Here is a 19,933-nt window from a genome sequence, read left to right as displayed (position 1 = left end):
AGCCGGTGCTCGCGCACTGGTGGGAGCGGTTGCGCCGGCCCACGCCTGCCGTGGCCCGGGCCCTCGACCGTCGGCGCGACTGGGACCGCCTGGCCGCTCAGGTGAGCGCGCACCCGCCGGCCGCGGACGACGTACCGGCGTTGGTGAAGGAGTCCGCCCTCGAGCTGCGCAAGGCCGCCGCACGGGCGTTGACCGCCGGCTGCACCTCCGCCGCCGAGACGCTGGTCAACCACTCGCTCGCGCTGCGCCCGGACGACCGGTGGGCGCGCGACACCTGGGCGAACGCGACCGACCAGCTGCGGGTCGTGCACGAGGGCTGGACGCCGACACCACGCGGCGAGCTGCGCGTCGAGACCGCACCGCACCACGTGCTGTCGGTGCTCGCCCAGTCGCTGCCGCACCTCTCCGGCGGCTACGCGAACCGCACCCACGGCGTGCTCACCGGTCTGGTCGCCGACGGCTGGTCGGTGGAGGCCGTGACCCGCCCGGGCTTCCCCTACGACCGCTGGTCCAAGCACGACACCCGCGTCGTGCCGCCGGTCGACGAGATCGACGGCATCCGCTACCACCGCGTGCTCACCGACGCCCGCGTCTACCGGCAGTACCCGCTGACGTCGTACGTCGACAAGTACGCCGCCGCGATCGAAGCCCATGCGCGGCGTCACCGTGCCTCGCTGATCCACGCGTCCTCGTTCCACGTCAACGGGCTGGCCGCGCAGCAGGCGGCGGCGCGGCTCGGGCTGCCGTTCGTCTACGAGATGCGCGGGCTCGAGGAGCTGATGAAGGTCTCGCGCGACCCGGCCTTCGAGTCATCGGACCGCCACCGGTTCACCGCGGGTCTCGAGACCACGATCTGCCACGCCGCCGACCGGGTCTTCGTGATCACCGAAGCCCTGCGTGCGTTGATGATTGAGCGTGGTGTCGACGCGGACAAGCTCGTCGTGCTGCCCAACGGCGTGCGCACCGACCAGTTCGCGCCGCGCCCGCGCGACGAGTCGCTGGCTGCCTCGCTGGGCGTGCGCGGGAAGACCGTGATCGGGTACGCCGGCGGGCTGGTCGACTACGAGGGGCTCGACCTGCTGCTCGAGGCGGTGGCGCTGCTCAAGGAGCGCGCGGGCTCATCGGGTCCGGACTTCCACCTGGTCGTCGTCGGCGACGGTCACTTCGAGTCGCAGCTGCACGCGCTCTCGATCTCGCTCGGTCTCGACGACGTGGTCACCTTCACCGGACGCGTGCCGCACGACCAGGTGGCCTCGTACCTCTCACTCGTCGACATCACGCCGTTCCCGCGGCTGCCGCTGCCGGTCTGCGAGGCGATCTCGCCGATCAAGCCGTTCGAGTCGATGGCGATGGGCAAGGCCGTGGTCACCTCGTCGGTGGCCGCGCTGACCGAGATCGTCGACGACGGCCGCACCGGGCTGGTCTTCGACAAGGGCTGCGCGCGCTCCTTGGCCGACACCCTCGAGCGCCTGCTGGAGTCTCCGGCGCTGCGTGACCGTCTGGGTGGGGCGGCCCGTGACTGGGTGCTGGAGAACCGCGACTGGCGCCACGTCACGTCCATCGTCGACGCCACCTACCGCGATCTCCTCGATACTCCCTGACGTTCGGACCCTCATTTCGGGATACTCCCTGACGTTCGGACCCGCACCCCGTGTGGCGGAGGGTCCGAACGTCAGGGACTACCGGGGTCGAGGGGTCCGAACGTCAGGGAGTATCCAAGAACTCGGTCAGTCGCCCCAGCCCATGGGGAAGACCTCGAAGGGGGCGGCGAACGTGACGCCCATCCGGGTGCCGGTCGCGCGGCCGAAGCCCTCGAGCATCTCGGCCGGGTCGAAGTCCTCCCAGCCGAGCCCGTCGATGTAGGCGCCGTGCGCGCGCAGTGACTCGACGCCCGCCTCGAACGTCTCGGTGATGTCGACACCGTGCTCGGCCAGCGGCGAGCCCGCCGCCCAGACCTCGCGTACGCCGCCCCAGGGCTCGAGTCCGTCGGTCAGCTGCTCGGCGAAGATCCACCGGTTCCCGGCATCGCGCACGGCGTCCAGCACGGCACGGCCGACGGCGATGTGGTCGGCCTGGTTGAGGTTGCGGCCACCGAACGTGTCGTGGAAGTTGCCGGTGACCACGATCTCGGGACGGTGCCGCCGCACCACCTCGGCCAGCACCCGCCGCAACGCGACGCCGTACTCGATGACGCCGTCCTGGAGACCGAGGAACTCCACCTCGTCGACGCCCACGATGCGGGCCGACTCGACCTGCTCGGCCTCGCGCACACTGCGACACTCGTCGGGATGGAGCCCGTCGATGCCGGCCTCGCCGCTGGTCACCATGCAGTAGATGACCTGCTTGCCCTGCCCGGTCCAGCGCGCGACGGCCGCGGCCGCGCCGAACTCCATGTCGTCGGGGTGCGCCACGATGCACAGGGCGCGCTCCCAGTTCTCGTCCAGGGGGGCCAGGGGAAGGGGCGGATCAGTCATGTCACCCAGAGTGGCACGGCGAGGGGCCGGTGGCACGGCTTTTCCGGGCCACCCGCCCGCGCCCACGGCCACCTGCACGGCGTCCGCATAGAGTTGGGCGCAGTCGATCAAAGGGAGACCTCGTGGGCAAGAAGGTCAAGACCGCTGCCGTGGTGATCGGTGCCGGCGTGAAGGTCGCCGTGAAGTACGGCCCCCAGGCCAAGATCGCCTGGGACAAGGGCGGCAAGCAGGCTGCGGCCTCCGCGACCAAGCGCGCCCGCAGCCTCACCGCCCGGCGCAAGGCGTTGGCCCATGCCGCCACGGTGGTCGACGGCTCGATCCTCAAGGTGGCGCCGTCGGGCACCACGGCGTACGTCGTGTTCACCGGCGACCAGCCGATCGCGACGTACCCGCCGTCGGAGCTGCCGTTCGAGGTGCTGCTGGCGCACACGGACCTCACCAAGCGGATCCACCCCGAGCCCAAGCCTCCCCGTCGTGCGCTGCCCCGGGGCAGGCGTTGACCAACGTCTTCATCGAGGGCGACAACCTCGATGTGCTGCCGACCCTCGAGCCGGGCAGCATCGACGTGGTCTACATCGACCCGCCCTACAACACCGGCAACGACTTCGCCTACAACGACCGCCACGGCACCGGCCGCGACCGGCACCGAGCCTGGGCCGAGATGATGCGGCCGCGCCTCGAGGCTGCGCGCGACCTGCTCTCCGACGGCGGCGCCATCTTCGTCTCCATCGACGACAACGAGGTTGCCCACCTGCGCCTGCTCCTCGACGAGGTGTACGACGAACGCAACTTCATCGCCCAGATCGTGGTGAACCTCAACCCCAAGGGTCGCCAGCTCGGCAACTTCTTCGCGACCTCCCACGAGTACCTGCTCGTCTACGCGCGCGACATCGAGGCCTGCGCGCTCGATGCGACCTCGACCCATCACGTCGACCCCGCTGACTTCCCGCAGGAGGCCGCGGACGGCCGACGTTTCCGGCACCTCCCGCTGCGCAACACCAACAAGAAGTTCAACCCGGCGACCGCGCGCACCCTGCACTTCCCGCTGTGGGGCTCACCGGTGACCGGTCAGGTCTCGACGGCACCCTTCGCCGGAGCCGTCGAGGTGCTCCCGGTCTTCGGTGACGGGGCACCGGCGGTGTGGCGCTGGTCGGCGCCGCGGGTCGATGCACGGCCCGACGACCTGGTCTGCCGCACCATCAAGGGCCGGCTGGGGGAGCGGGTCGACATCTTCCAGCGCGACTGGCTGCACGACGGGCGCCGCAAGAAGCTGAAGACGATCTGGCTCGCGGAGGAGGTCGGCTCCACCGACACGGCAGTGGCCGAGCTCAAGGCGGTCGTGGGTCACGTCTTCGAGTCACCGAAGCCGACCGGGCTGGTCCGTCGCGTCCTGGAGTGCTTCCCCAACGATGCGGTCGTGCTCGACTTCTTCGCCGGCAGCGGCACGACCGGGCACGCGACGGCGCTGGCGAACGCCGACGACGGGGGAAGCCGCACCTGCATCTCGATCAACTCGCCCGAGCCCACGCGGCCCGGGTCCAACGCGCAGCTGGCCGGACTCGAGACGGTCAGCGCGATCACCGAGGCGAGGCTGCGGGCGGTCGCCACGACGTTCGGCGGCGCACTCGACGTACGCCGACCCTTGTCGCGGTGACCGCCGTCACACTAGGTTCGGCGACGGCTCATTCACTCATCTCGGAGGTCCCATGCGTCGGATCGCTCGTGCCGTCATCATCGCCACCCTGGCCCTGTTCCTGACAGTGCTCGGACCGACCGTCTCGCAGGCGGCGCCCCGCTCGTCGGCCACGGCGGCGGGGCACGACCCCGTCATCTTCGTCCACGGCTGGAGCGGCGCGTCGTGGAACTGGGACTACGTCGTCGCCCGCTTCCGGGCCGACGGCTGGTCGGCCGACGAGCTCTACGCGTGGGACTACGACTTCACGCAGTCGAACGTGACCACTGCCGGGCAGCTGCAGGCGTATGTCGACGAGGTGCTGGCCCGGACCGGCGCCACGAAGGTCGACATCGTCACCCACTCGATGGGTGGACTGTCCTCGCGCTACTACCTGAAGAACCTCGGCGGCACCGCCAAGGTCGACGACTGGGTGAGCATCGGCGGTCCGAATCACGGCACCAACTTCGCGTGGGGCTGCTGGAACGTCTCGTGCGTGGACATGCGTCCGGGATCGACGTTCCTCACCGCGCTGAACTCGGGTGACGAGACGCCCGGTGCGGTGAACTACTCGACGTTCTGGTCGCCGTGCGACGAGATCATCAACCCCGACACGTCGGTGATCCTCAGCGGCGCGACCAACACCCAGACCGGGTGCGTGGGTCACGTGAGCCTGTTGGCCGACGGATCGACGTACACCGGAGTGGCGAACGCCGTCCGCTGACAGGCCCTACAGGACGCCGGCGGCCTTCTCGAGCGCGGAGAGCTCGTTGTCGAGGTGGGTCAGCAGTCGCTGCAGGTGCGGCACGGTCCGGCGGCACCCGGTCAGGCCGAAGCCCATCTGGCCGTCGTACGACGTGCAGGTGATGTTGAGCGCCATGCCGTGGATCGGGATGGACAGCGGGTACATGCCGACCAGCTTGGCGCCGTTGAAGTACTGCGTCGTCCGCGGGCCGGGCACGTTGGAGATGATCAGGTTGAACGGCGGCCGGATCACGCCCTGCATGCGCAGCATCGGGGTCAGCATCGCCGGCGCCATCCCGATCGCGGACATCGCCAGGATCTGCATCGGGCTCATCGACGACAGGGCGCGCTTGCCCTCGAGCATCGACTTGTGGATGCTGCGGAGGCGGTCGGCGGGATCGGCCAGGTCGGTCCCGAGCTTGACCATCACCGTGCCGATCGCGTTTCCGCCCTCGGCCGAGGCGACCTGGGCCTGCTTGGCGTTGAGGCCGACCGGCACCATCGAGACCAGCGTGGTGTCGGGCAGCGCGTCGAGCTCGAGCAGGTAGGCACGGACCGCACCGCTGCACATGGCCAGCACGACGTCGTTGATCGTCGTTCCGGTTGCCTTGCCGATCGCCCGCATGCGCTCGATCGGCCAGTCCTGGGCGGCGAAACGGCGTGATCCGGTGATGGTCTGGTTGAAGATCGTGCGCGGCGCGTAGAGGGAGACCGCCGACGTCTCGTTGCGCACGCCGCTGTTCAGCGTGCGCAGGAGGGCGCCCGGCAGGCCGGCGGCCTCGGCGCTCATCCCGAGCGCCGTACGCAGTGCCTTCATGGGGACGACGGCGAGGTTGCGCTCCGCCTCGGCAGCCGTCTGCACGGCCTTGGGTGCGCGGGGCCGCTGGGCCCACGGCGCCGGCATGTCGCGCTTGTCGGGGTCACTGGAGAGCACGCTCTGCGTGAGCCGCATCGCGGAGACTCCGTCGACCAGCGAGTGGTGGATCTTGGTGTAGAGGCCGACGCGTCCGTCCTTGAGCCCCTCGATGACGTGGGCCTCCCACAGCGGCCGCTCGTGCGCCAGCCGGGTGCTGTGCAGGCGCGAGCAGAGGTCGAGCAGCTCGCGCACCCGGCCCGGCTGCGGGAGGGCGCTGTGGCGCACGTGGTGCTCGATGTCGAAGAGCTCGTCCTCGGCCCAGACGTACTGACCCGCGGTGGCCAGTGACCGGCGTGGGTGCTTGAGGAACAGGGGCGCGATCGCCTCGGGCGAGCGCATCTGCTCGTAGAGCTCCTTGATGTAGTCGGGGCCAGCCCCGTCCGGCTTCTCGAACAGCTGCAGCCCGCCGACGTGCATCGGCATGTTGCGGTTCTCCGCCACGAGGAACGCGGTGGACGTCGGGTCGATCGGGGTGGCCATGTCGGCATACCTCTGCTCTCTTCCGGGCGTCCCCGGAAGTTTGATCCTTGCGTGCGTGCTGTCCGTTGTCGAGGGCGTCGACATGTGGTGAACGCGCCGTACGACGCTGGGGTTACGTGTGAGGTCCGGAGCGCCCGGTTCTCGGGGCGGAGAGCAGTCCATCGACGTCGGGCAGCCGGGTGAACCCGGTGAACGTGCCCGTGTCGCGGATCTCCGTCGCGGCGTCGAGGAACCCCCGCCACGCGGCGCGCGCCAGGGTGCCGCCGACACTGATCCGGCGTACGCCGAGGGCGGTTGCCTCGGCGACGGTGAGGAAGGGGGCGTTGATCAGCAGGTTGACCGGTTTCGGCGAGACCGCAGCGAGCACCGCCGCCACCTCGGCGACCGTGGTGAGTCGTGGTGCGTAGAGACAGTCCGCACCCGCCTCTGCGTAGGCCACGAGCCGGCGGATCGTCTCGTCGATGTCGGGACGGCCGACCACGAAGCCCTCCGACCGCGCGGTGAGCAGCACGCCCGTGTCGCCGTCGTCGATGGCCGCTCGCGCCGCCCGGACCCGTTCCACCGCGAGGTCGAACTCGTGGAGCGGGTCGGAATGATCGCCGGTCGAGTCCTCGATCGAGAGGCCCGCGACGCCCGTGGCGGCGGCGAGCAGCACGTGGTCGTGGACGCCTTGCGGGTCGACGGCGAACCCGTCCTGGAAGTCGGCGTTGACGGGCACCTCCACCGACTCCGCGATCAGTCGCAGGTGATCCAGCGAGGCCTCCAGCCCGACCTGGTTGTCGCCGACGCCGGTGGTCCAGGCGAAGCCGGCGCTGGTCGTGGCGAGTGCCTGGAAGCCCAGCTCCTCGAGGACCCTGGCGCTGCCCGGGTCCCAGGGGTTCGGCATCACGAAGCACCCCGAGGCGTGCAGGCGACGGAACCTCGCCACTCGATCGTCGGGCATGGTCGCCGCTCCTCCGGAAGGGGACTCCTCAGCCTACTCCCGGCCCGGCCGCTGTCGACGTACGCAGGAACGCGCGATGAACAGTGCGGCTGGGACCCTTCACGCGGCGACGTATCGGGTGTTGTCTGGGGATGAACCGCATCGTCGCTCTCGGGAGATTCACATGCTGCTCCGCCGCCTGGCCCCTCCGCTCGTCCTCGCCGCACTGCTGATCGGCCTGCCGGTCACCGCGTACGCCGACGACTACTCGGCTCCGTTGGAGACCGCGGTCTCCGACCTGCCGGTGCAGACCGAGGTACGCACCGGCTACGACCGGTCGAAGTTCAACCACTGGGTCGACGCCGACGGGGACGGCTGCAGCACCCGCAACGAGGTGCTCCTCGAGGAGGCGGACGATCCGCCCACCCGCAGCGGCACGTGCACGCTGAGCGGCGGACGTTGGTACAGCTACTACGACCGGGTCTCCTGGTATGCCCCGGCCGACATCGACATCGACCACATGGTGCCGCTGGCCGAGGCCTGGGACTCCGGTGCCCGCACGTGGTCGGCCGCGGAGCGGGAGCGCTACGCGAACGACCTCGGCGACTACCGCACGCTGGTCGGGGTGACCGACAACGTCAACCAGGCCAAGAGCGACCAGGACGTGCGGGAGTGGCTGCCGGCCTACGACAAGTGCCGCTACCTGCGGGAGTTCGTGGCGGTCAAGCACCGGTGGCGGCTGAGCGTGGACAGCGGCGAGAAGTCCGCGATGAGCACGTTGGCCGGCACCTGCACCAACACCACGATCACGGTGACCCTGGCCCGCTGACCCTGGCCTGCTGACCCTGGCCCGCTGACCCTGACCCGCTGACCGTGCACAGGTGAGGTCGTGCGCGGGTTCTCCACAGGCCCGGGCGCGTGCCCGGCGGGGTGACCCCGGTCGTCCCTAGCGTCACGTCATGAAGGGCCGGAAACGCCGGCCCGCGACGCACGGGAGACCACATGAGACGACCCTTCCGCTTCCACTTCCTCCTCCTCTTCCTCGGCGCCGGCCTCGGCCTGCCGGCGAGTCTGCTGCTCGGCCTGACCATGGGCGCCGGCCATGCCGAGACTCGCGCGCCGTCGTCGTGGGAGCCGCCGGCGCGCACGATCGTGGCGGTCGAGGGCGACAAGGCCAACGGCTTCGGCATCCACTACTTCGACGGCAGCTCGACCTATCCGCCGACCGACTCCGAGGCGACCGCCGAGTGCGGGGAGTACGACACCCGCGTCGCACGCGTGCGGTGTCGCACCGAGGTGCGCGTCTGGTACCGCGACCTCGGCCGTCTCAAGCTCGCGCTCCGCTACGCCAACAGCAGGTGATGGCGCGGGGCTGCTGACCGGGCGACTGACCCGCCGCGCGACGTCCGTTCGGTGGTCGTCCTCCGAGACCTGACCGCCGCCGGTCTGACACGATCAGGGCATGGAGCCCCACCCGCTCGACCGCGCCTGGCAACGCGGTCGTACGTCGGCCAGCACACGTCTGCGTCGCTTGCGGACCAAGTCGTTCGCGATCGCCCAGTGCTCGATCGCGGCCGGAGTGGCGTGGTTCTTCGCACACGAGGTCTTCGACCACCCGACGCCGTTCTTCGCGCCGATCGCGGCCGTGGTCTGCCTGGGCACCTCCTACGGGCAACGGCTGCGTCGGGTGGCGGAGGTCTGCATCGGTGTTGCGATCGGGGTGCTGATCGCCGACTTGCTGGTCTATGCGGTCGGCACCGGCTGGTGGCAGCTCACCTTCATCGTGGCCCTGGCGATGTCGAGCGCGTTCCTGCTCGACGGAGGACCGTTGTTGGTCACCCAGTCGGGGGTGCAGGCGATCGTGGTGGCCACCCTGGTGCCCTCCTCCGGCCAGGCCTTGGTGCGCTGGACCGATGCGCTGATCGGGGGTGCGGTCGCCCTGGTGGCCGCCACCGTGGTGCCGGCGGCACCGCTGCGCCGACCGCGGGAACAGGCCGCCGAGGTGGTGGCCAAGATCGCTCGGCTGCTCCGCGCCGCCGCCGACGTGATGGTCGACGGCGAGGTCGAGCCGGCGCTCGACCTGCTCGCCGATGCCCGCGCCACCGACTACATGATCCGGGAGCTGCAGGCGGCCGCCGACGAAGGTCTCTCCGTGGTGGCCAGCTCGCCGTTCCGGGTGAAGCACAAGGGCTCGGTGCGACGCATGGCCGAGTTGGTCGAGCCCTTGGACCGTGCCCTGCGCAGCACGAGGGTGCTCGTGCGTCGAACCGCCGTGGCCGCCTACCGTCGACGCCCGGTGCCGGCCTCCTACCCCCAGCTGTGTCGCGACCTGGCCGACGCGGCCGACGCGGTGGCCGACGAGCTGCGGGCCAACCGGATGGCCAGCGCCGCCCGGGGCGACCTGCTCGTCGTGGGTCGGGCCACCGGCACCGTGGAACGCACCGACGACCTGTCCGTGGAGGTGGTGCTGGCGCAGATCCGGTCGGTCATCGCCGACCTCCTCGTCCTCACCGGCATGGACAGTCTCGAGTCGACCGACGCGCTGCCGCCGACGAAGCGGTGACCATGCGCTGGGTGCTGCACGTCGACATGGACCAGTTCCTGGCCGCCGTGGAGATCCTGCGCAACCCCGAGCTGGCCGGCAGGCCGGTCATCGTCGGTGGTCGTGGCGATCCGACGGAACGGGCCGTGGTCTCCACGGCGTCCTACGAGGCGCGGGAGTTCGGGGTCCGGTCGGGCATGCCGTTGCGTGTGGCCAAGCGGAAGATCCCGGACGCGGTGTTCCTCCCGGTCGACTTCCCGACCTACGAGGCTGCCTCGCAGCAGGTGATGCAGACCCTGCGCGAGATGCCCGGCGCCGTCGTTCAGGTGCTCGGCTGGGACGAGGCGTTCGTCGGCCTCGAGACCGAGGATCCGTCGGCGGCTGCCGCCGACGTCCGGGCCCGGGTGCTGGCCGCCACGCGGCTGCACTGCTCGGTCGGCGTGGGGGACACCCTGATCCGCGCCAAGAACGCGACCGACCTGGGCAAGCCTCGGGGCGTCTTCACCCTGACCCGCGACAACTGGCTCGCGGTGATGGGGGAGCGCCCCACCCAGGACCTGTGGGGTGTCGGACCGCGCACCTCACAACGACTGGCCGGCCACGGCATCACCACCGTCGCGGAGCTCGCCGCCGCCCCGGTCGATCTGCTCACCACCGAGTTCGGCCCGAACACCGGGCTCCACGTGCACGCGCTCGGCACCGGCCGCGGCACCGCGGTCGTCGACGACACGCCCTGGGTCGCGCGGGCGCACGGTCGTGAGACCACCTATCAGCAAGACCTCACCACCAGCGACGAGATCGCTGCTGCCGTGCACGCGCTGACCGAGCAGGTCGTCGACGACATCCGTCGGGAGGAGCGGAGGTGCCAGCGGGTGCATCTCAAGGTGCGCTTCGCCCCGTTCTTCACGTTCACCAAGGTCCGCAAGCTGCCCGAGCCGACGTACGACGTCGAGGTCATCGCCGGCACCGCCCTCGACCTGCTCGCCGCGCTCGACGACGACCGCCCGATCCGGCTGCTCGGTGTCCGTGCCGAGATGGTGCCGCCCGAGGGCGGCTACTGACCCACGAGTCGTTGGGTTTCGTGCGTCCAGTTGTGGGTTCTCGTACCCCGAGTCGTGGGTTCTCGCACGCCGAGTCGTGGGTTCGCGTACGCCGACCTGGCCGACGGGCACGCTGCACGCGATCAGGGATGCAGCGAGGCTCGGAGCTCGCCGACCACCGAGTCGACCACCGCGACCAGGTCGCCGCCGCTGTCGGCTGCCACGGCCCGCTGTCGCTGGTACGACGCCCCACGGCGAGGGATCTCTGCCACGGCACGCAACTCTTCCTCGCAGTCGAGACGCCGCGCGACGGGCGTGAGGCGCTCCAGCAGATCGTCGAGGTCGTCGGTGATCAGCCGTTCGTTCGAGGCCGCATCGAGGATGATGATCGCGTCGAGCCCGTAGCGGGCGGCGCGCCACTTGTTCTCCTGCACATGCCACGGTGGCATCACCGGGAGCGTCTCGCCGGCCGCCAGTCGGGTGTCCAGGTCGACCACCAGGCAGTGCATCAGCGCGACCAGCGCCGACATCTCGTCGATGGTCGAGACGCCGTCGCAGACCCGGTTCTCCAGGGTGCCGAGCTTCGGCACCGGGCGCACGTCCCAGCGGATCTCGGAGAGCTCGTCGATGACCCCGGTGGTGAGCTGGTCGTGGGCGAAGGTCTCGAACTCCGGCCAGGTCTCGAACTGGAAGGGCAACCCGGCTGTGGGCAGCTGCTGGAACATCAGCGCCCGGTTGGAGGCGTAGCCGGTGTCGGTGCCGGCCCACACGGGAGAGGAGGCGGAGAGCGCCTGGAGATGGGGGTACTGGTTGAGCAGCGCCGACATCACCGGCAACACCCGGTCGCGTTCGGGCAGTCCGACGTGCACGTGCACACCCCAGATCAACATCTGCCGGCCCCACCACTGGGTGCGGTTGATCAGCTCCTCGTAGCGGTGGCCCTCGGTGAGCTGCTGGGCCGACCAGCTCGCGAACGGGTGGGTCCCGGCCCCGAAGAGGTCGACGCCGAGATCGTCGGCGATCGGGAGCACGACGTCGAGGGTGCTGCGCAGGTCAGCGATGGCCTCCGCGGTCGTCGTACAGATCCCGGTGACGACCTCGACGGTGTTGCGCAGCAGCTCCTTGTGCAGTTTCCGCTGGTCAGGGAGCTCGGGACCGACCGCAGAGAACAGGTCGGCGGCGGAGTTCACCAGGTCGCGGGACTCCTTGTCGACGAGTGCGAACTCCCACTCGACACCGAGCGTGGGCCGCGGAGATCCGTGGAAGTCGATGTGCACGAGTCAAGCGAACCACAGGTCGGCCCCCGTGAAAGCATGTGCGACATGGCGGAGTCACACGAGATCGCTCTCACGGTCGACCTGAGCCTTCGCATCGGCGAGATGCTGCTCTCCAACGGCGCAGGTGCCGCCGACGTCACCGCCACGATGCAGTCCGTGGCCTACCACCTGGGCATGCGCAACCCGATCGTGGACGTGACGTTCACGAGCCTGTCGATGAGCTACCAGCCGGAGCCCGGGGACGTGCCGCTGGTGATGATGCGCCAGGTCAAGCAGCGCGACATCGACTACGAGGACCTCACCCGCATCGACCATCTCGTGCGTGACCTGCTCGCCGATCGCATCGACCTGAGCGAGGCCAGGGCGACCGTCGCGCAGATCAGCTCGTCGGGCCACGCACGTCATCGCTGGGCGGTCACCGCGGGCATCGGCGTGATGTCGGCCGGGGTCGGCCTGATGCTCGGCGGCAACACGTTGGTCGTGGTGATCGCCTTCGTGGCGGCCATGCTGATCGACCGCACCCAGCTGATCCTCTACCGCCAGCGGCTGCCGACGTTCTACCTCCAGGTGGCCGGAGGTGCCGTCGCCACCCTGTTGGCGCTGGCGGCGGCTGCGGCGAAGCTGGACGTCGACCCCTCGGTGGTCGTGACCGCGAACATCATCATGCTGCTCTCCGGCATCGGGTTCATGGGCGGGCTGCAGGACGCGCTCTCCGGCTTCTACGTGACCAGCAACGCCCGGATGACCGAGGCGCTGCTCTCCACGGCCGGCATCATCGCCGGGGTCAGCGGCGGCCTGGCCCTGGGCGACGTGGTCGGTGTCGACATCGGGCGGCTCGAGCCCGGTCGCGGCGGCCTGACCACCGTGGCGATGATGTCCGTGGGTGCGGCCGTCGCCGCGGCGGCGTTCGCGTTCAGCGCGTACTCACCCAAACGCATCCTCATCCCGATCGGGATCATCGCCGCGATCGCGATCGCGATCACCTACGGCATCGAGGGGGCCGGCTTCGGCCGGACCTGGTCGGTGGCCGTCGCTGCCCTGTTCATCGGTCTGGTCAGCTACTCGGTCTCCGGCCGGGTGAAGGTGCCGCCCCTGGTGATCGTCGTCTCCGCGATCGTGCCGTTGCTGCCGGGTCTCTCGATCTATCGGGGGCTCTCCCTGATGTCCGAGGGTGGCGCGACCTCGTCCGGCCTGGTGGCCATCATCACCGCGGCGTCGGTGGCGATCGCGTTGGCCTCGGGTGTGATCCTGGGTGAATACATCGCCCAGCCTCTCAAGCGTGAGGCCCGCAAGCTCGAGGGCCGGCTCTCCGGCCCGCGCCTGGTCGGTCCGTTCCGGGCCCGCTCCTCCCGCCGCAAGCGCTGACCTGTCGCGAATTCGGATCGAGCCGAACTCACGACAGGTCGATGAGTCTGGCCAGCCAGGCGTCCGAGGTCGGCCCGTCGTACGGCGGCACGCGGTCGCGCACCGAGTCGTGGACTCGTGCGCAATTGGCCAGCGCGAGCTCGATGATCTCGTCGGGATAGCCCAGCGTGAGCCGGTGCTCGGCGAACTCGTCCTCGTCGTCGATCCACGTGCGTCCGCTGAATCCGCGGACCACGTCGAGATCGAGATCGACCGCGTGGAGTGAGCCCTTCTCCCAGAGTGGCTGGGTCGCGATGTCGACGTACACCTCGACCGGGCTCTCGGGAGCGTGGCCCGAGCCGGTGCCGTCCGCACGCCGACGATGGAACGTGGCGAACCATCCGTTGACCTCGGCCGAGCCGGTGGTCGGCGCCAGACAGACCTGGTCGACCGGGGCGACGTACTCCGCGCCGGGACGCGACATGTGGGTGCCGGCCGGGATGCCCAGCCAGTCGCCGAAGTCGTCACGGCCGAGGTAGCGGGCCGGGTAAACCCAGTGCGGTCGTTCGCGCCACTTGGTCATCACCACGTCGACCGGCTCCCCGAACTCCACGGGTCCTTCCTAGCACGCACCGGCCCCGACCGGGTGTCGGTTGGCGCCACCCGACGAACTCACGACGGGTCGCCCCGAATTCACGACGGGTCGCCCCGAATTCACGACGGGTCGCCCCGAACTCACGACGGGTCGCCCCGAACTCACGACGGGTCAGGCCTTCTTGGCGGGCACGACGCGCTTCGAGGCCAACGCCACGATGTCCTGGTAGCGCGAGCCGGCGAGCTTGGCGAAGTGGTGGACCACGTGCGCATCGATGCCGACCAGCTGCCGGGCCTTCCCCTTCATGCCGGCGGTGAGGATGATCTCGGCTGCCTTGCGCGGCGACATGCGGGCCAGCTTCTCGTCGAAGAGCCGGTCGATCGTTCCGCCGTCCTGGCCGGCGGTCTTGCGGCCGTTGCGTGAGATGCCGGTCTTGATGCCGCCGGGGTGGATGCAGGTCACCGACACGGGGTGCTTGTTGACCAGCATCTCCTCGCGCAGTGCCTCGGTGAAGCCGCGGACGGCGTACTTCGTCGCGTTGTACGCCGACTGGCCGGGCATCGAGACCAGCCCGAAGAGACTGGAGACGTTGATCAGCGCGCCGTCGCCCGACGCGATCAGGTGGGGGAGGAACTCCTTGGTGCCGTTGACGACGCCGTTGAAGTTCACCCCGACGATCCAGTCGAACTCCTCATAGGTCATGTCCTCGAAGTCGCCGGTCATGCTGACGCCTGCGTTGTTGACCACGACGTTGACGACCCCGAACTGCTCCGCCACCGACTCGGCCCACGCCCTGACCGCCGCGCGGTCGGAGACGTCGACGACGTCGGAGCGCAGGTCGGCGGCGCCCTGCTCCTTCAGCAGCGCGACGGTGCCTTCGAGCCCGTCCGGATTCCAGTCGGAGACGGCGACCCTGGCACCCCGGCCGGCGGCAAGCAGTGCCAGCTCGCGGCCCATGCCGGAGCCGGCTCCGCTGATCACGACAACCTTGTTCTCGAGCGACTTCATGCGGACACCTTCTCGTTGGTAGGGGCGGGAGTCGGGCTGGGAGCGGGGCCGGTCACGGCGTACGACGCCACGTCGAACTGCGCGAGCAGACGACGGAACGTGAACGTGGTGCGTGGCCACAATGTCGTGTTCCGGCCCTCCTCGTCGAGGTACCAGCTGGCGCAGCCGCCGGAGTTCCACACGGTCCGCTGCATCCGTCGCTGGAGGTCGTCGTTCCACCGGTTCTGCACGTCGAGGTGCGGCTCCACACTGGAGTAGCCCTCGCGCTCCATGGTGCGGATCGCGTCGAGGATGTAGGCGATCTGCGACTCGATGATGAAGACCATGCTCGAGTGGCCCAGACCGGTGTTGGGGCCGACGATCTGGAAGAGGTTGGGGAAGCCGTGCACGGTGGTGCCCTTGTAGGCGACCATGCCGGTCTCGCGCCAGGTCTCGGCCAGGGTCGCCCCCGTTCGGCCGGTGATGGCCGCGGCGATCGGCTGCTCGGTGGTGAAGAAGCCGGTGGCCACGACGAGCACGTCGACGGGCCGCTCGACGCCGTCGCTGGTGACGACCGCGTCGCCGGTGATCTTGGCGATGCCGTCGGTGACGACCTCGACGTTGCCGGAGGCGAGCGCCGGGTAGTAGGTGTTGGAGATCAGGATGCGCTTGCAGCCGATCTCGTAGTCGGGGGTGACCGTGGCGCGCAGCTCGGGGTCGTTGATGCCCTTGGCGATGTTGCCCAGGGCCAGCTTCTTGGCCGGCCAGGCCAGCTTGGGCTCGAGGGTGAAGCCGGGCACGTAGAGCTCGCGGCCCCAGTAGATCGCGGTCCGGTAGGCCCTCTGCACCAGCGGCAGGTGACGGAAGGCGAGCTTCTCGACCCCGGTGTAGCGGCGGTCGTTGCGCGGGAGGACGTAGGGCGCAGTGCGCTGGTAGACGTCGAGGTGGCCCACGACCTTCTGCAGCTCGGGCACGATCTGGATCGCCGAGGCGCCGGTGCCGATCACGGCCACGCGCTTGCCGGTCAGGTCGACGTCGTGGTTCCAGCGGGCGGAGTGGAAGACCTCTCCCTGGAAGCCCTCGATGCCGTCGATGTCGGGCAGCTTCGGCTCGGAGAGTCCGCCGGCCCCGGAGATCAGGTTGGTTGCGCTGACTCCCGACCCGTCGGAGAGGGTGACCTGCCAGGCGCGGGCCTCGTCGTCCCAGGTGGCCGTCTCGAGGGCGACCTCGAAGCGGAAGCGGTCGAGGACGCCGGCCTCGTGTGCGACCCGGCGGATGTAGGCCTGGATCTCGGGCTGCGGGGAGAACGACATCGACCAGTCGGGGTTGGGTGCGAAGGAGTAGCTGTAGAGCTGGCTCGGTACGTCGCACGCGGCGCCGGGATAGTCGTTGGCACGCCAGGTGCCGCCGACGTCGGAGCCCTTCTCGATGACGAGGAAGTCGACCTCGCCGCTCTCCTGGAGCTTGATCGCCATGCCGAGGCCGGCGAAGCCGGCCCCGACGACGAGATGCTTGACAGTGGTCATGCCACGGCACGCTACGCGTCCTACTGAACAACCGTCAATAGCCTTGTTGAAATGAGTTCAGTAGGGTGAGGCCATGACCAGCACCCCACGGATCCGGCTCAGCCCGGAGACCCGGCGCGAGCAGCTGCTCGACCTCGGGGTGAACCTGCTCGCCACCCGCTCGCTCGACGAGCTCTCGATCGAGATCCTCGCCGAGGAGGCCGGCATCTCACGCGGCCTGCTCTACCACTACTTCGGCAACAAGCACGACTTCCACGAGGCCGTCGTACGCCGTGCCGCCGACGACCTGATCGCGCAGACCGCGCCGCCGCTCGAGGGCGAGCCGCTCGAGCGACTGTTGGCCTCGATGGCGGCCTACCTCGACTACGTCGAGGCCAACTACGAGGGCTATCTCTCGCTGGTCAAGGGCGCCGCCGCGGGCACCGCGTCGATCCGGGCGATCTACGAGGAGGCGCGCGCCGCGCTGACCGACCGGCTCTTCGACGAGGACTCCGAGGGGCTGATCCTGCTCGACACGCCCTCGACGCGTCTGATGGTGCACGCGTGGTCGGCGTTCGCGGAGGACGTGGCGCTGACCTGGGCACAGCGACCCGACGGGGTCACCCGGGACGAGGTCCTCGAGCTGCTCGCCGGGTCGCTGCCGGTCTTGGTCTCCCTGCTCGACTGAGCCTGTTGCCAGGCTGAGCAGGGCGGGTCATCCGAAGATGCTGACCCCACCCGGACCGACGAGCAGGCCGACCACGATCAGCGCGGCTCCCCACACGACCTGCTTGCGGATGATTGCGAGAATGCCGGACACCACGAGGATGACGGCGATGATCCACAACAGCGTTGCCATGAAACTTCTCCCTCCCGTGGCCGACCGGGTGCCGACCACCGTCAGAACCTAACGCAGCGCGGCATCTTCGGCGGCCATTGCCGGCTTCGGGTCAGGGACGGTCCGGAACATCCACAGTCGCATCGCCAGGAACCGCATCACAGTGACCGCGAGGTTTGCCGCAGTGAGTACGACGACCTCGACCCGCGCTGCCCGTGAACGCACGATTCCTGTCGTGTTCCCGCGCGTGGACCACAGATTCCGTGCGTTCACGAGGCACAGGCGGGTTTCATCGCGCCCACAGCCTGCGCACAGGTCCTCGGAGCACGCTCGGAGTCATGAACGACGAGAACCAGAACGCCCAGGTGTCCGCTCCCTCCGGCGAGCGCAGGCCCTTCAAGGAGCGGGTGCTCGGTTACCGGGGTGTCGCGGCGGTGGCGCTGGCCAGTGTGATCCTCGGCGGCACCGGTGGGGCCGCCCTCGGCGCGATCAGCAACGGCTCCGACGACGGACGGGGCGGGATGCGCGGTCCGGGCGGCAACGGTCCCGGCAACTTCGGCCAGCTGCCGGGACAGAACGGCCAGCAGCTGCCGGGACAGGACGGCACCCAGTCGGGCGACGGCCAGGACCGGATGGCGCCGCCCGACCAGGACAATCAGCAGGACAGTCAGCAGGACAACACCGACTCCTGACCTTCCGAGAGTTGCGGCAGGATTCCTTCTCGACGAGACCCAACCGATGCCGAGCCCGCTCGGTCAATAGGGTTGTGGCGGTCGAGGGGGAGGGATCGGGATGAGTCTCAACAAGGCGCGGCGCGATGCCGAGTTCAGTGAGTTCGTCGCCAGCCGCCGCGACCGGCTGCGCCGGGCGGCGTACCTGCTGTGCGGGGATGCCGGCCGTGCGGAGGACATCGTGCAGATCGCGCTGTCCAAGGTGTACGTCGCCTGGTCGAGGGTCAGGCGTGCGGACTCGGTGGACGCCTACGTACGTCGAGCAGTCGTCAACGCACACCTGACGGAGGCGACCCGGCCCTGGCACAGGGAACGCCCCGGCCTCGACGTGCCCGCCCTCGAACGCGGGACGACTGACCCCGAGCGCGACGACGAGCTGTGGGCGGCACTGCGCGCACTGCCACCGGGCCAACGCCGGGTCGTCGTGCTGCGGCACTACTGGGGGCTTTCCGTCGACGAGACCGCCGCCGACCTGGGCATCAGCGCCGGCACCGTCAAGAGCCAGACGTCCGACGCGCTGCGTCGGCTGCGGGTCGCGCTGACTCAACCCGATGAGCGAGAGGCGGGACTGTCGTGAGCGGCGACACGAGTGGGGGCGACATGACCGGGAGCCACATCAATGAGGGCGACGAACTCGAGGGCCGGCTGACCCGACTCTCCGACCCCGTGGGCCAGGCGACGGTGGCCACCGCGGACGACGTACGCCGGGGTCACCGAGCCCTGCGTCGCCGCCGGATGGTGCAGATCGGTGCGGTCGCAGCAGCGGTGGCCGTGGTCGGTGTCGGCACCGCGCTGGTCGTGAATCGAGCGGACGACCCGCGGCCGGCGGCTTCACGGCTCGACCCGATCACCTGGGAGACGTTGCAGACGGGAGCGCGCAATCCGGTCTTCCCCGGAAGTCGGCCGCTCGCGGTGGAGCTCGACGCCAACACGCTGCCGGCCCTGAACCACGTCATCAACGCACTCGGGTCGATCGGCAGGCAGGTCCGACCGCCCGAGTCGAGCACGCCCTCGACGGTCCGCAAGGGCGCGCCGGTCCTGGTGCAGCCGACGTTCGGGTGGGCGGGAACCGACAGCGACGTCTGGTTCCGTCTCGGTGCCTCGAAGGCAGCTGTGCTGCGCGATGTGCCGTGGTTCTGCAACGACGGGTGCACGGAGAAGTCCGTTGCCGGGCAGGACGTGTCGATGGGCCGGCCCTCCGACGAGGGCGAGACGCTGTGGGGCTTCCGGCAGGACGACGGTGAGTACGTGGTCTTCGACGCGGCGGGTCTGCCTCACGACGTGAGTCGAGAGACGTTCGTGGCAGCAGTGGCCGGCACCGACCTGCCGGAGGAGGACCTCACTCCCGAAGCTCCGGTCGACCCGATGGCGGCCCCGGCCAGGGCGATCGGCAAGGAGCACCTGTCGTCGCCGGGTTCGGACGTGACCGTCGTTCTGCAACGGTCGATGTTCTCGGGCACCGGACCGGAGTGGAAGCACGGCGAGCTCGTCGGCGCCGACTACGCCCACGGTGAGCTGAGTGCGAATGTGGGACGGGAGGGACGACGTCCGGCATGGGTGACCTGGGGATACGACACGGTCTCCTCGATCGTGGCCGAGGACGACTCCGACTGTGACCCAGAGGACTACGTGACCTGTGACGACAGGCTCCTCGACGGCAAGCGGGTGCACCTGATGTGGGAGTACGCCGCCCAGGGCGCCGGTGTCGTCGTCCGGCACGACGGAGCCGACCGACGCGTGTGGGTTCGGGTGCGCTACACGGGGAAGGCCGGCAGCGGGACCCCCGTCGTACCGCTCGACGCGTTGGCCGGACTGGTCACGGACCCTCGCTGGCAGCAGTGACTCGGTGATCGGGCCGGCGCCGCG

The 19,933-nt window shown here is 69.8% G+C and carries 22 protein-coding genes; 13 read left to right on the top strand and 9 right to left on the bottom strand.

The window, feature by feature from the left end; translation table 11 throughout:
* The coding region (locus tag NJ4_RS19735) for a glycosyltransferase family 4 protein (RefSeq protein WP_174524620.1) at nucleotides 1–1,601 on the top strand (1,601 nt) is incomplete at its 5' end.
* A 126-nt stretch (nucleotides 1,602–1,727) separates the two neighbouring features.
* Here the strand turns inward: NJ4_RS19735 and NJ4_RS19730 are convergent.
* Nucleotides 1,728–2,474 carry a PIG-L deacetylase family protein gene (locus NJ4_RS19730; RefSeq protein WP_067439234.1) on the bottom strand — a complete coding sequence of 249 codons (747 nt, stop codon included), beginning with the start codon at nucleotides 2,472–2,474 and terminating at the stop codon, nucleotides 1,728–1,730.
* A 122-nt stretch (nucleotides 2,475–2,596) separates the two neighbouring features.
* Here NJ4_RS19730 and NJ4_RS19725 point away from each other — a divergent pair, with 122 nt between their 5' ends.
* The 3 genes from NJ4_RS19725 to NJ4_RS19715 are packed head-to-tail and all read left to right on the top strand — an operon-like array spanning nucleotide 2,597 to nucleotide 4,870.
* Nucleotides 2,597–2,974, top strand: a complete 378-nt coding sequence (locus NJ4_RS19725) for a hypothetical protein (protein ID WP_067439230.1) — start codon at nucleotides 2,597–2,599, stop codon at nucleotides 2,972–2,974.
* Nucleotides 2,971–4,128 (top strand): site-specific DNA-methyltransferase, encoded by a 1,158-nt coding sequence (locus tag NJ4_RS19720; RefSeq protein ID WP_067439227.1) that lies wholly within the window; start codon nucleotides 2,971–2,973, stop codon nucleotides 4,126–4,128. The genes NJ4_RS19725 and NJ4_RS19720 overlap by 4 nt, the downstream gene beginning before the upstream one ends.
* Before the next feature lie 52 nt (nucleotides 4,129–4,180).
* The gene (locus tag NJ4_RS19715; RefSeq protein WP_067439224.1) at nucleotides 4,181–4,870 is read left to right on the top strand and encodes an esterase/lipase family protein; all 690 of its coding nucleotides are present in this window, start codon (nucleotides 4,181–4,183) and stop codon (nucleotides 4,868–4,870) included.
* A 6-nt stretch (nucleotides 4,871–4,876) separates the two neighbouring features.
* Here NJ4_RS19715 and NJ4_RS19710 read toward each other — a convergent pair whose 3' ends face one another.
* Nucleotides 4,877–6,286 (bottom strand): WS/DGAT/MGAT family O-acyltransferase, encoded by a 1,410-nt coding sequence (locus tag NJ4_RS19710; RefSeq protein WP_067439221.1) that lies wholly within the window; start codon nucleotides 6,284–6,286, stop codon nucleotides 4,877–4,879.
* Between the two features lie 112 nt (nucleotides 6,287–6,398).
* The gene (locus tag NJ4_RS19705) at nucleotides 6,399–7,229 is read right to left on the bottom strand and encodes an isocitrate lyase/PEP mutase family protein (RefSeq protein ID WP_067439218.1); all 831 of its coding nucleotides are present in this window, start codon (nucleotides 7,227–7,229) and stop codon (nucleotides 6,399–6,401) included.
* A gap of 163 nt (nucleotides 7,230–7,392) precedes the next feature.
* Between NJ4_RS19705 and NJ4_RS19700 the strand changes: the two genes are divergently transcribed.
* The 4 genes from NJ4_RS19700 (at nucleotide 7,393) to NJ4_RS19685 (ending at nucleotide 10,811) form a co-directional block, all read left to right on the top strand.
* Nucleotides 7,393–8,037, top strand: coding sequence for an HNH endonuclease family protein (locus NJ4_RS19700; RefSeq protein ID WP_067439214.1), 645 nt, complete (start codon nucleotides 7,393–7,395; stop codon nucleotides 8,035–8,037).
* A gap of 173 nt (nucleotides 8,038–8,210) precedes the next feature.
* Nucleotides 8,211–8,570 (top strand): hypothetical protein, encoded by a 360-nt coding sequence (locus NJ4_RS19695; RefSeq protein ID WP_067439211.1) that lies wholly within the window; start codon nucleotides 8,211–8,213, stop codon nucleotides 8,568–8,570.
* A gap of 100 nt (nucleotides 8,571–8,670) precedes the next feature.
* Entirely contained in the window at nucleotides 8,671–9,771 is a 1,101-nt protein-coding gene (locus tag NJ4_RS19690) for an FUSC family protein (protein WP_067439208.1), read from the top strand.
* A 2-nt stretch (nucleotides 9,772–9,773) separates the two neighbouring features.
* Complete coding sequence (locus NJ4_RS19685) at nucleotides 9,774–10,811, top strand: DNA polymerase IV (RefSeq protein ID WP_174524619.1); 1,038 nt, start codon at nucleotides 9,774–9,776, stop codon at nucleotides 10,809–10,811.
* Nucleotides 10,812–10,933: 122 nt separating this feature from the next.
* Here NJ4_RS19685 and NJ4_RS19680 read toward each other — a convergent pair whose 3' ends face one another.
* Nucleotides 10,934–12,067 carry a glutamate--cysteine ligase gene (locus NJ4_RS19680; protein ID WP_067439205.1) on the bottom strand — a complete coding sequence of 378 codons (1,134 nt, stop codon included), beginning with the start codon at nucleotides 12,065–12,067 and terminating at the stop codon, nucleotides 10,934–10,936.
* Nucleotides 12,068–12,112: 45 nt separating this feature from the next.
* On the opposite strand from NJ4_RS19680, the gene NJ4_RS19675 reads away from it, so the two are divergent.
* The gene (locus NJ4_RS19675) at nucleotides 12,113–13,432 is read left to right on the top strand and encodes a threonine/serine exporter family protein (RefSeq protein WP_067439249.1); all 1,320 of its coding nucleotides are present in this window, start codon (nucleotides 12,113–12,115) and stop codon (nucleotides 13,430–13,432) included.
* A 28-nt stretch (nucleotides 13,433–13,460) separates the two neighbouring features.
* On the opposite strand, the gene NJ4_RS19670 is transcribed toward NJ4_RS19675, so the two are convergent.
* From NJ4_RS19670 to NJ4_RS19660, 3 genes are all read right to left on the bottom strand, one after another.
* Nucleotides 13,461–14,024, bottom strand: a complete 564-nt coding sequence (locus tag NJ4_RS19670; protein WP_067439202.1) for a DUF402 domain-containing protein — start codon at nucleotides 14,022–14,024, stop codon at nucleotides 13,461–13,463.
* A 153-nt stretch (nucleotides 14,025–14,177) separates the two neighbouring features.
* Nucleotides 14,178–15,014: an SDR family NAD(P)-dependent oxidoreductase gene (locus tag NJ4_RS19665; RefSeq protein WP_067439199.1), complete on the bottom strand. Its 837-nt coding sequence runs from the start codon at nucleotides 15,012–15,014 to the stop codon at nucleotides 14,178–14,180.
* Nucleotides 15,011–16,519 (bottom strand): flavin-containing monooxygenase, encoded by a 1,509-nt coding sequence (locus NJ4_RS19660; protein WP_067439196.1) that lies wholly within the window; start codon nucleotides 16,517–16,519, stop codon nucleotides 15,011–15,013. The genes NJ4_RS19665 and NJ4_RS19660 overlap by 4 nt, the downstream gene beginning before the upstream one ends.
* A 73-nt stretch (nucleotides 16,520–16,592) precedes the next feature.
* On the opposite strand from NJ4_RS19660, the gene NJ4_RS19655 reads away from it, so the two are divergent.
* A complete protein-coding gene (locus tag NJ4_RS19655) occupies nucleotides 16,593–17,186 on the top strand; it encodes a TetR/AcrR family transcriptional regulator (protein WP_067439193.1) in 594 nt (197 codons plus the stop codon).
* Between the two features lie 27 nt (nucleotides 17,187–17,213).
* On the opposite strand, the gene NJ4_RS26055 is transcribed toward NJ4_RS19655, so the two are convergent.
* Together NJ4_RS26055 and NJ4_RS19650 are read right to left on the bottom strand one after the other, a co-directional pair.
* Complete coding sequence (locus tag NJ4_RS26055; protein WP_169799297.1) at nucleotides 17,214–17,357, bottom strand: GPGG-motif small membrane protein; 144 nt, start codon at nucleotides 17,355–17,357, stop codon at nucleotides 17,214–17,216.
* Nucleotides 17,358–17,405: 48 nt separating this feature from the next.
* Entirely contained in the window at nucleotides 17,406–17,561 is a 156-nt protein-coding gene (locus NJ4_RS19650; RefSeq protein ID WP_157551235.1) for a hypothetical protein, read from the bottom strand.
* A gap of 113 nt (nucleotides 17,562–17,674) precedes the next feature.
* Between NJ4_RS19650 and NJ4_RS19645 the strand changes: the two genes are divergently transcribed.
* The 3 genes from NJ4_RS19645 to NJ4_RS19635 all read left to right on the top strand — a co-directional run bounded on the left by NJ4_RS19645 (nucleotide 17,675) and on the right by NJ4_RS19635 (nucleotide 19,909).
* Entirely contained in the window at nucleotides 17,675–18,028 is a 354-nt protein-coding gene (locus NJ4_RS19645; RefSeq protein ID WP_067439187.1) for a hypothetical protein, read from the top strand.
* A 100-nt stretch (nucleotides 18,029–18,128) separates the two neighbouring features.
* A complete protein-coding gene (locus tag NJ4_RS19640) occupies nucleotides 18,129–18,644 on the top strand; it encodes a SigE family RNA polymerase sigma factor (protein WP_067439184.1) in 516 nt (171 codons plus the stop codon).
* Nucleotides 18,641–19,909 carry a hypothetical protein gene (locus NJ4_RS19635; protein WP_067439181.1) on the top strand — a complete coding sequence of 423 codons (1,269 nt, stop codon included), beginning with the start codon at nucleotides 18,641–18,643 and terminating at the stop codon, nucleotides 19,907–19,909. The genes NJ4_RS19640 and NJ4_RS19635 overlap by 4 nt, the downstream gene beginning before the upstream one ends.
* Nucleotides 19,910–19,933 lie beyond the last annotated feature (24 nt).

This window comes from Nocardioides jensenii JCM 1364 = NBRC 14755, assembly GCF_001552535.1.
GTDB lineage: Bacteria > Actinomycetota > Actinomycetes > Propionibacteriales > Nocardioidaceae > Nocardioides > Nocardioides jensenii.
The sequence above is the reverse complement of the archived record's forward strand: the minus strand, read 5'-3'. Positions and strand labels throughout refer to the sequence as shown.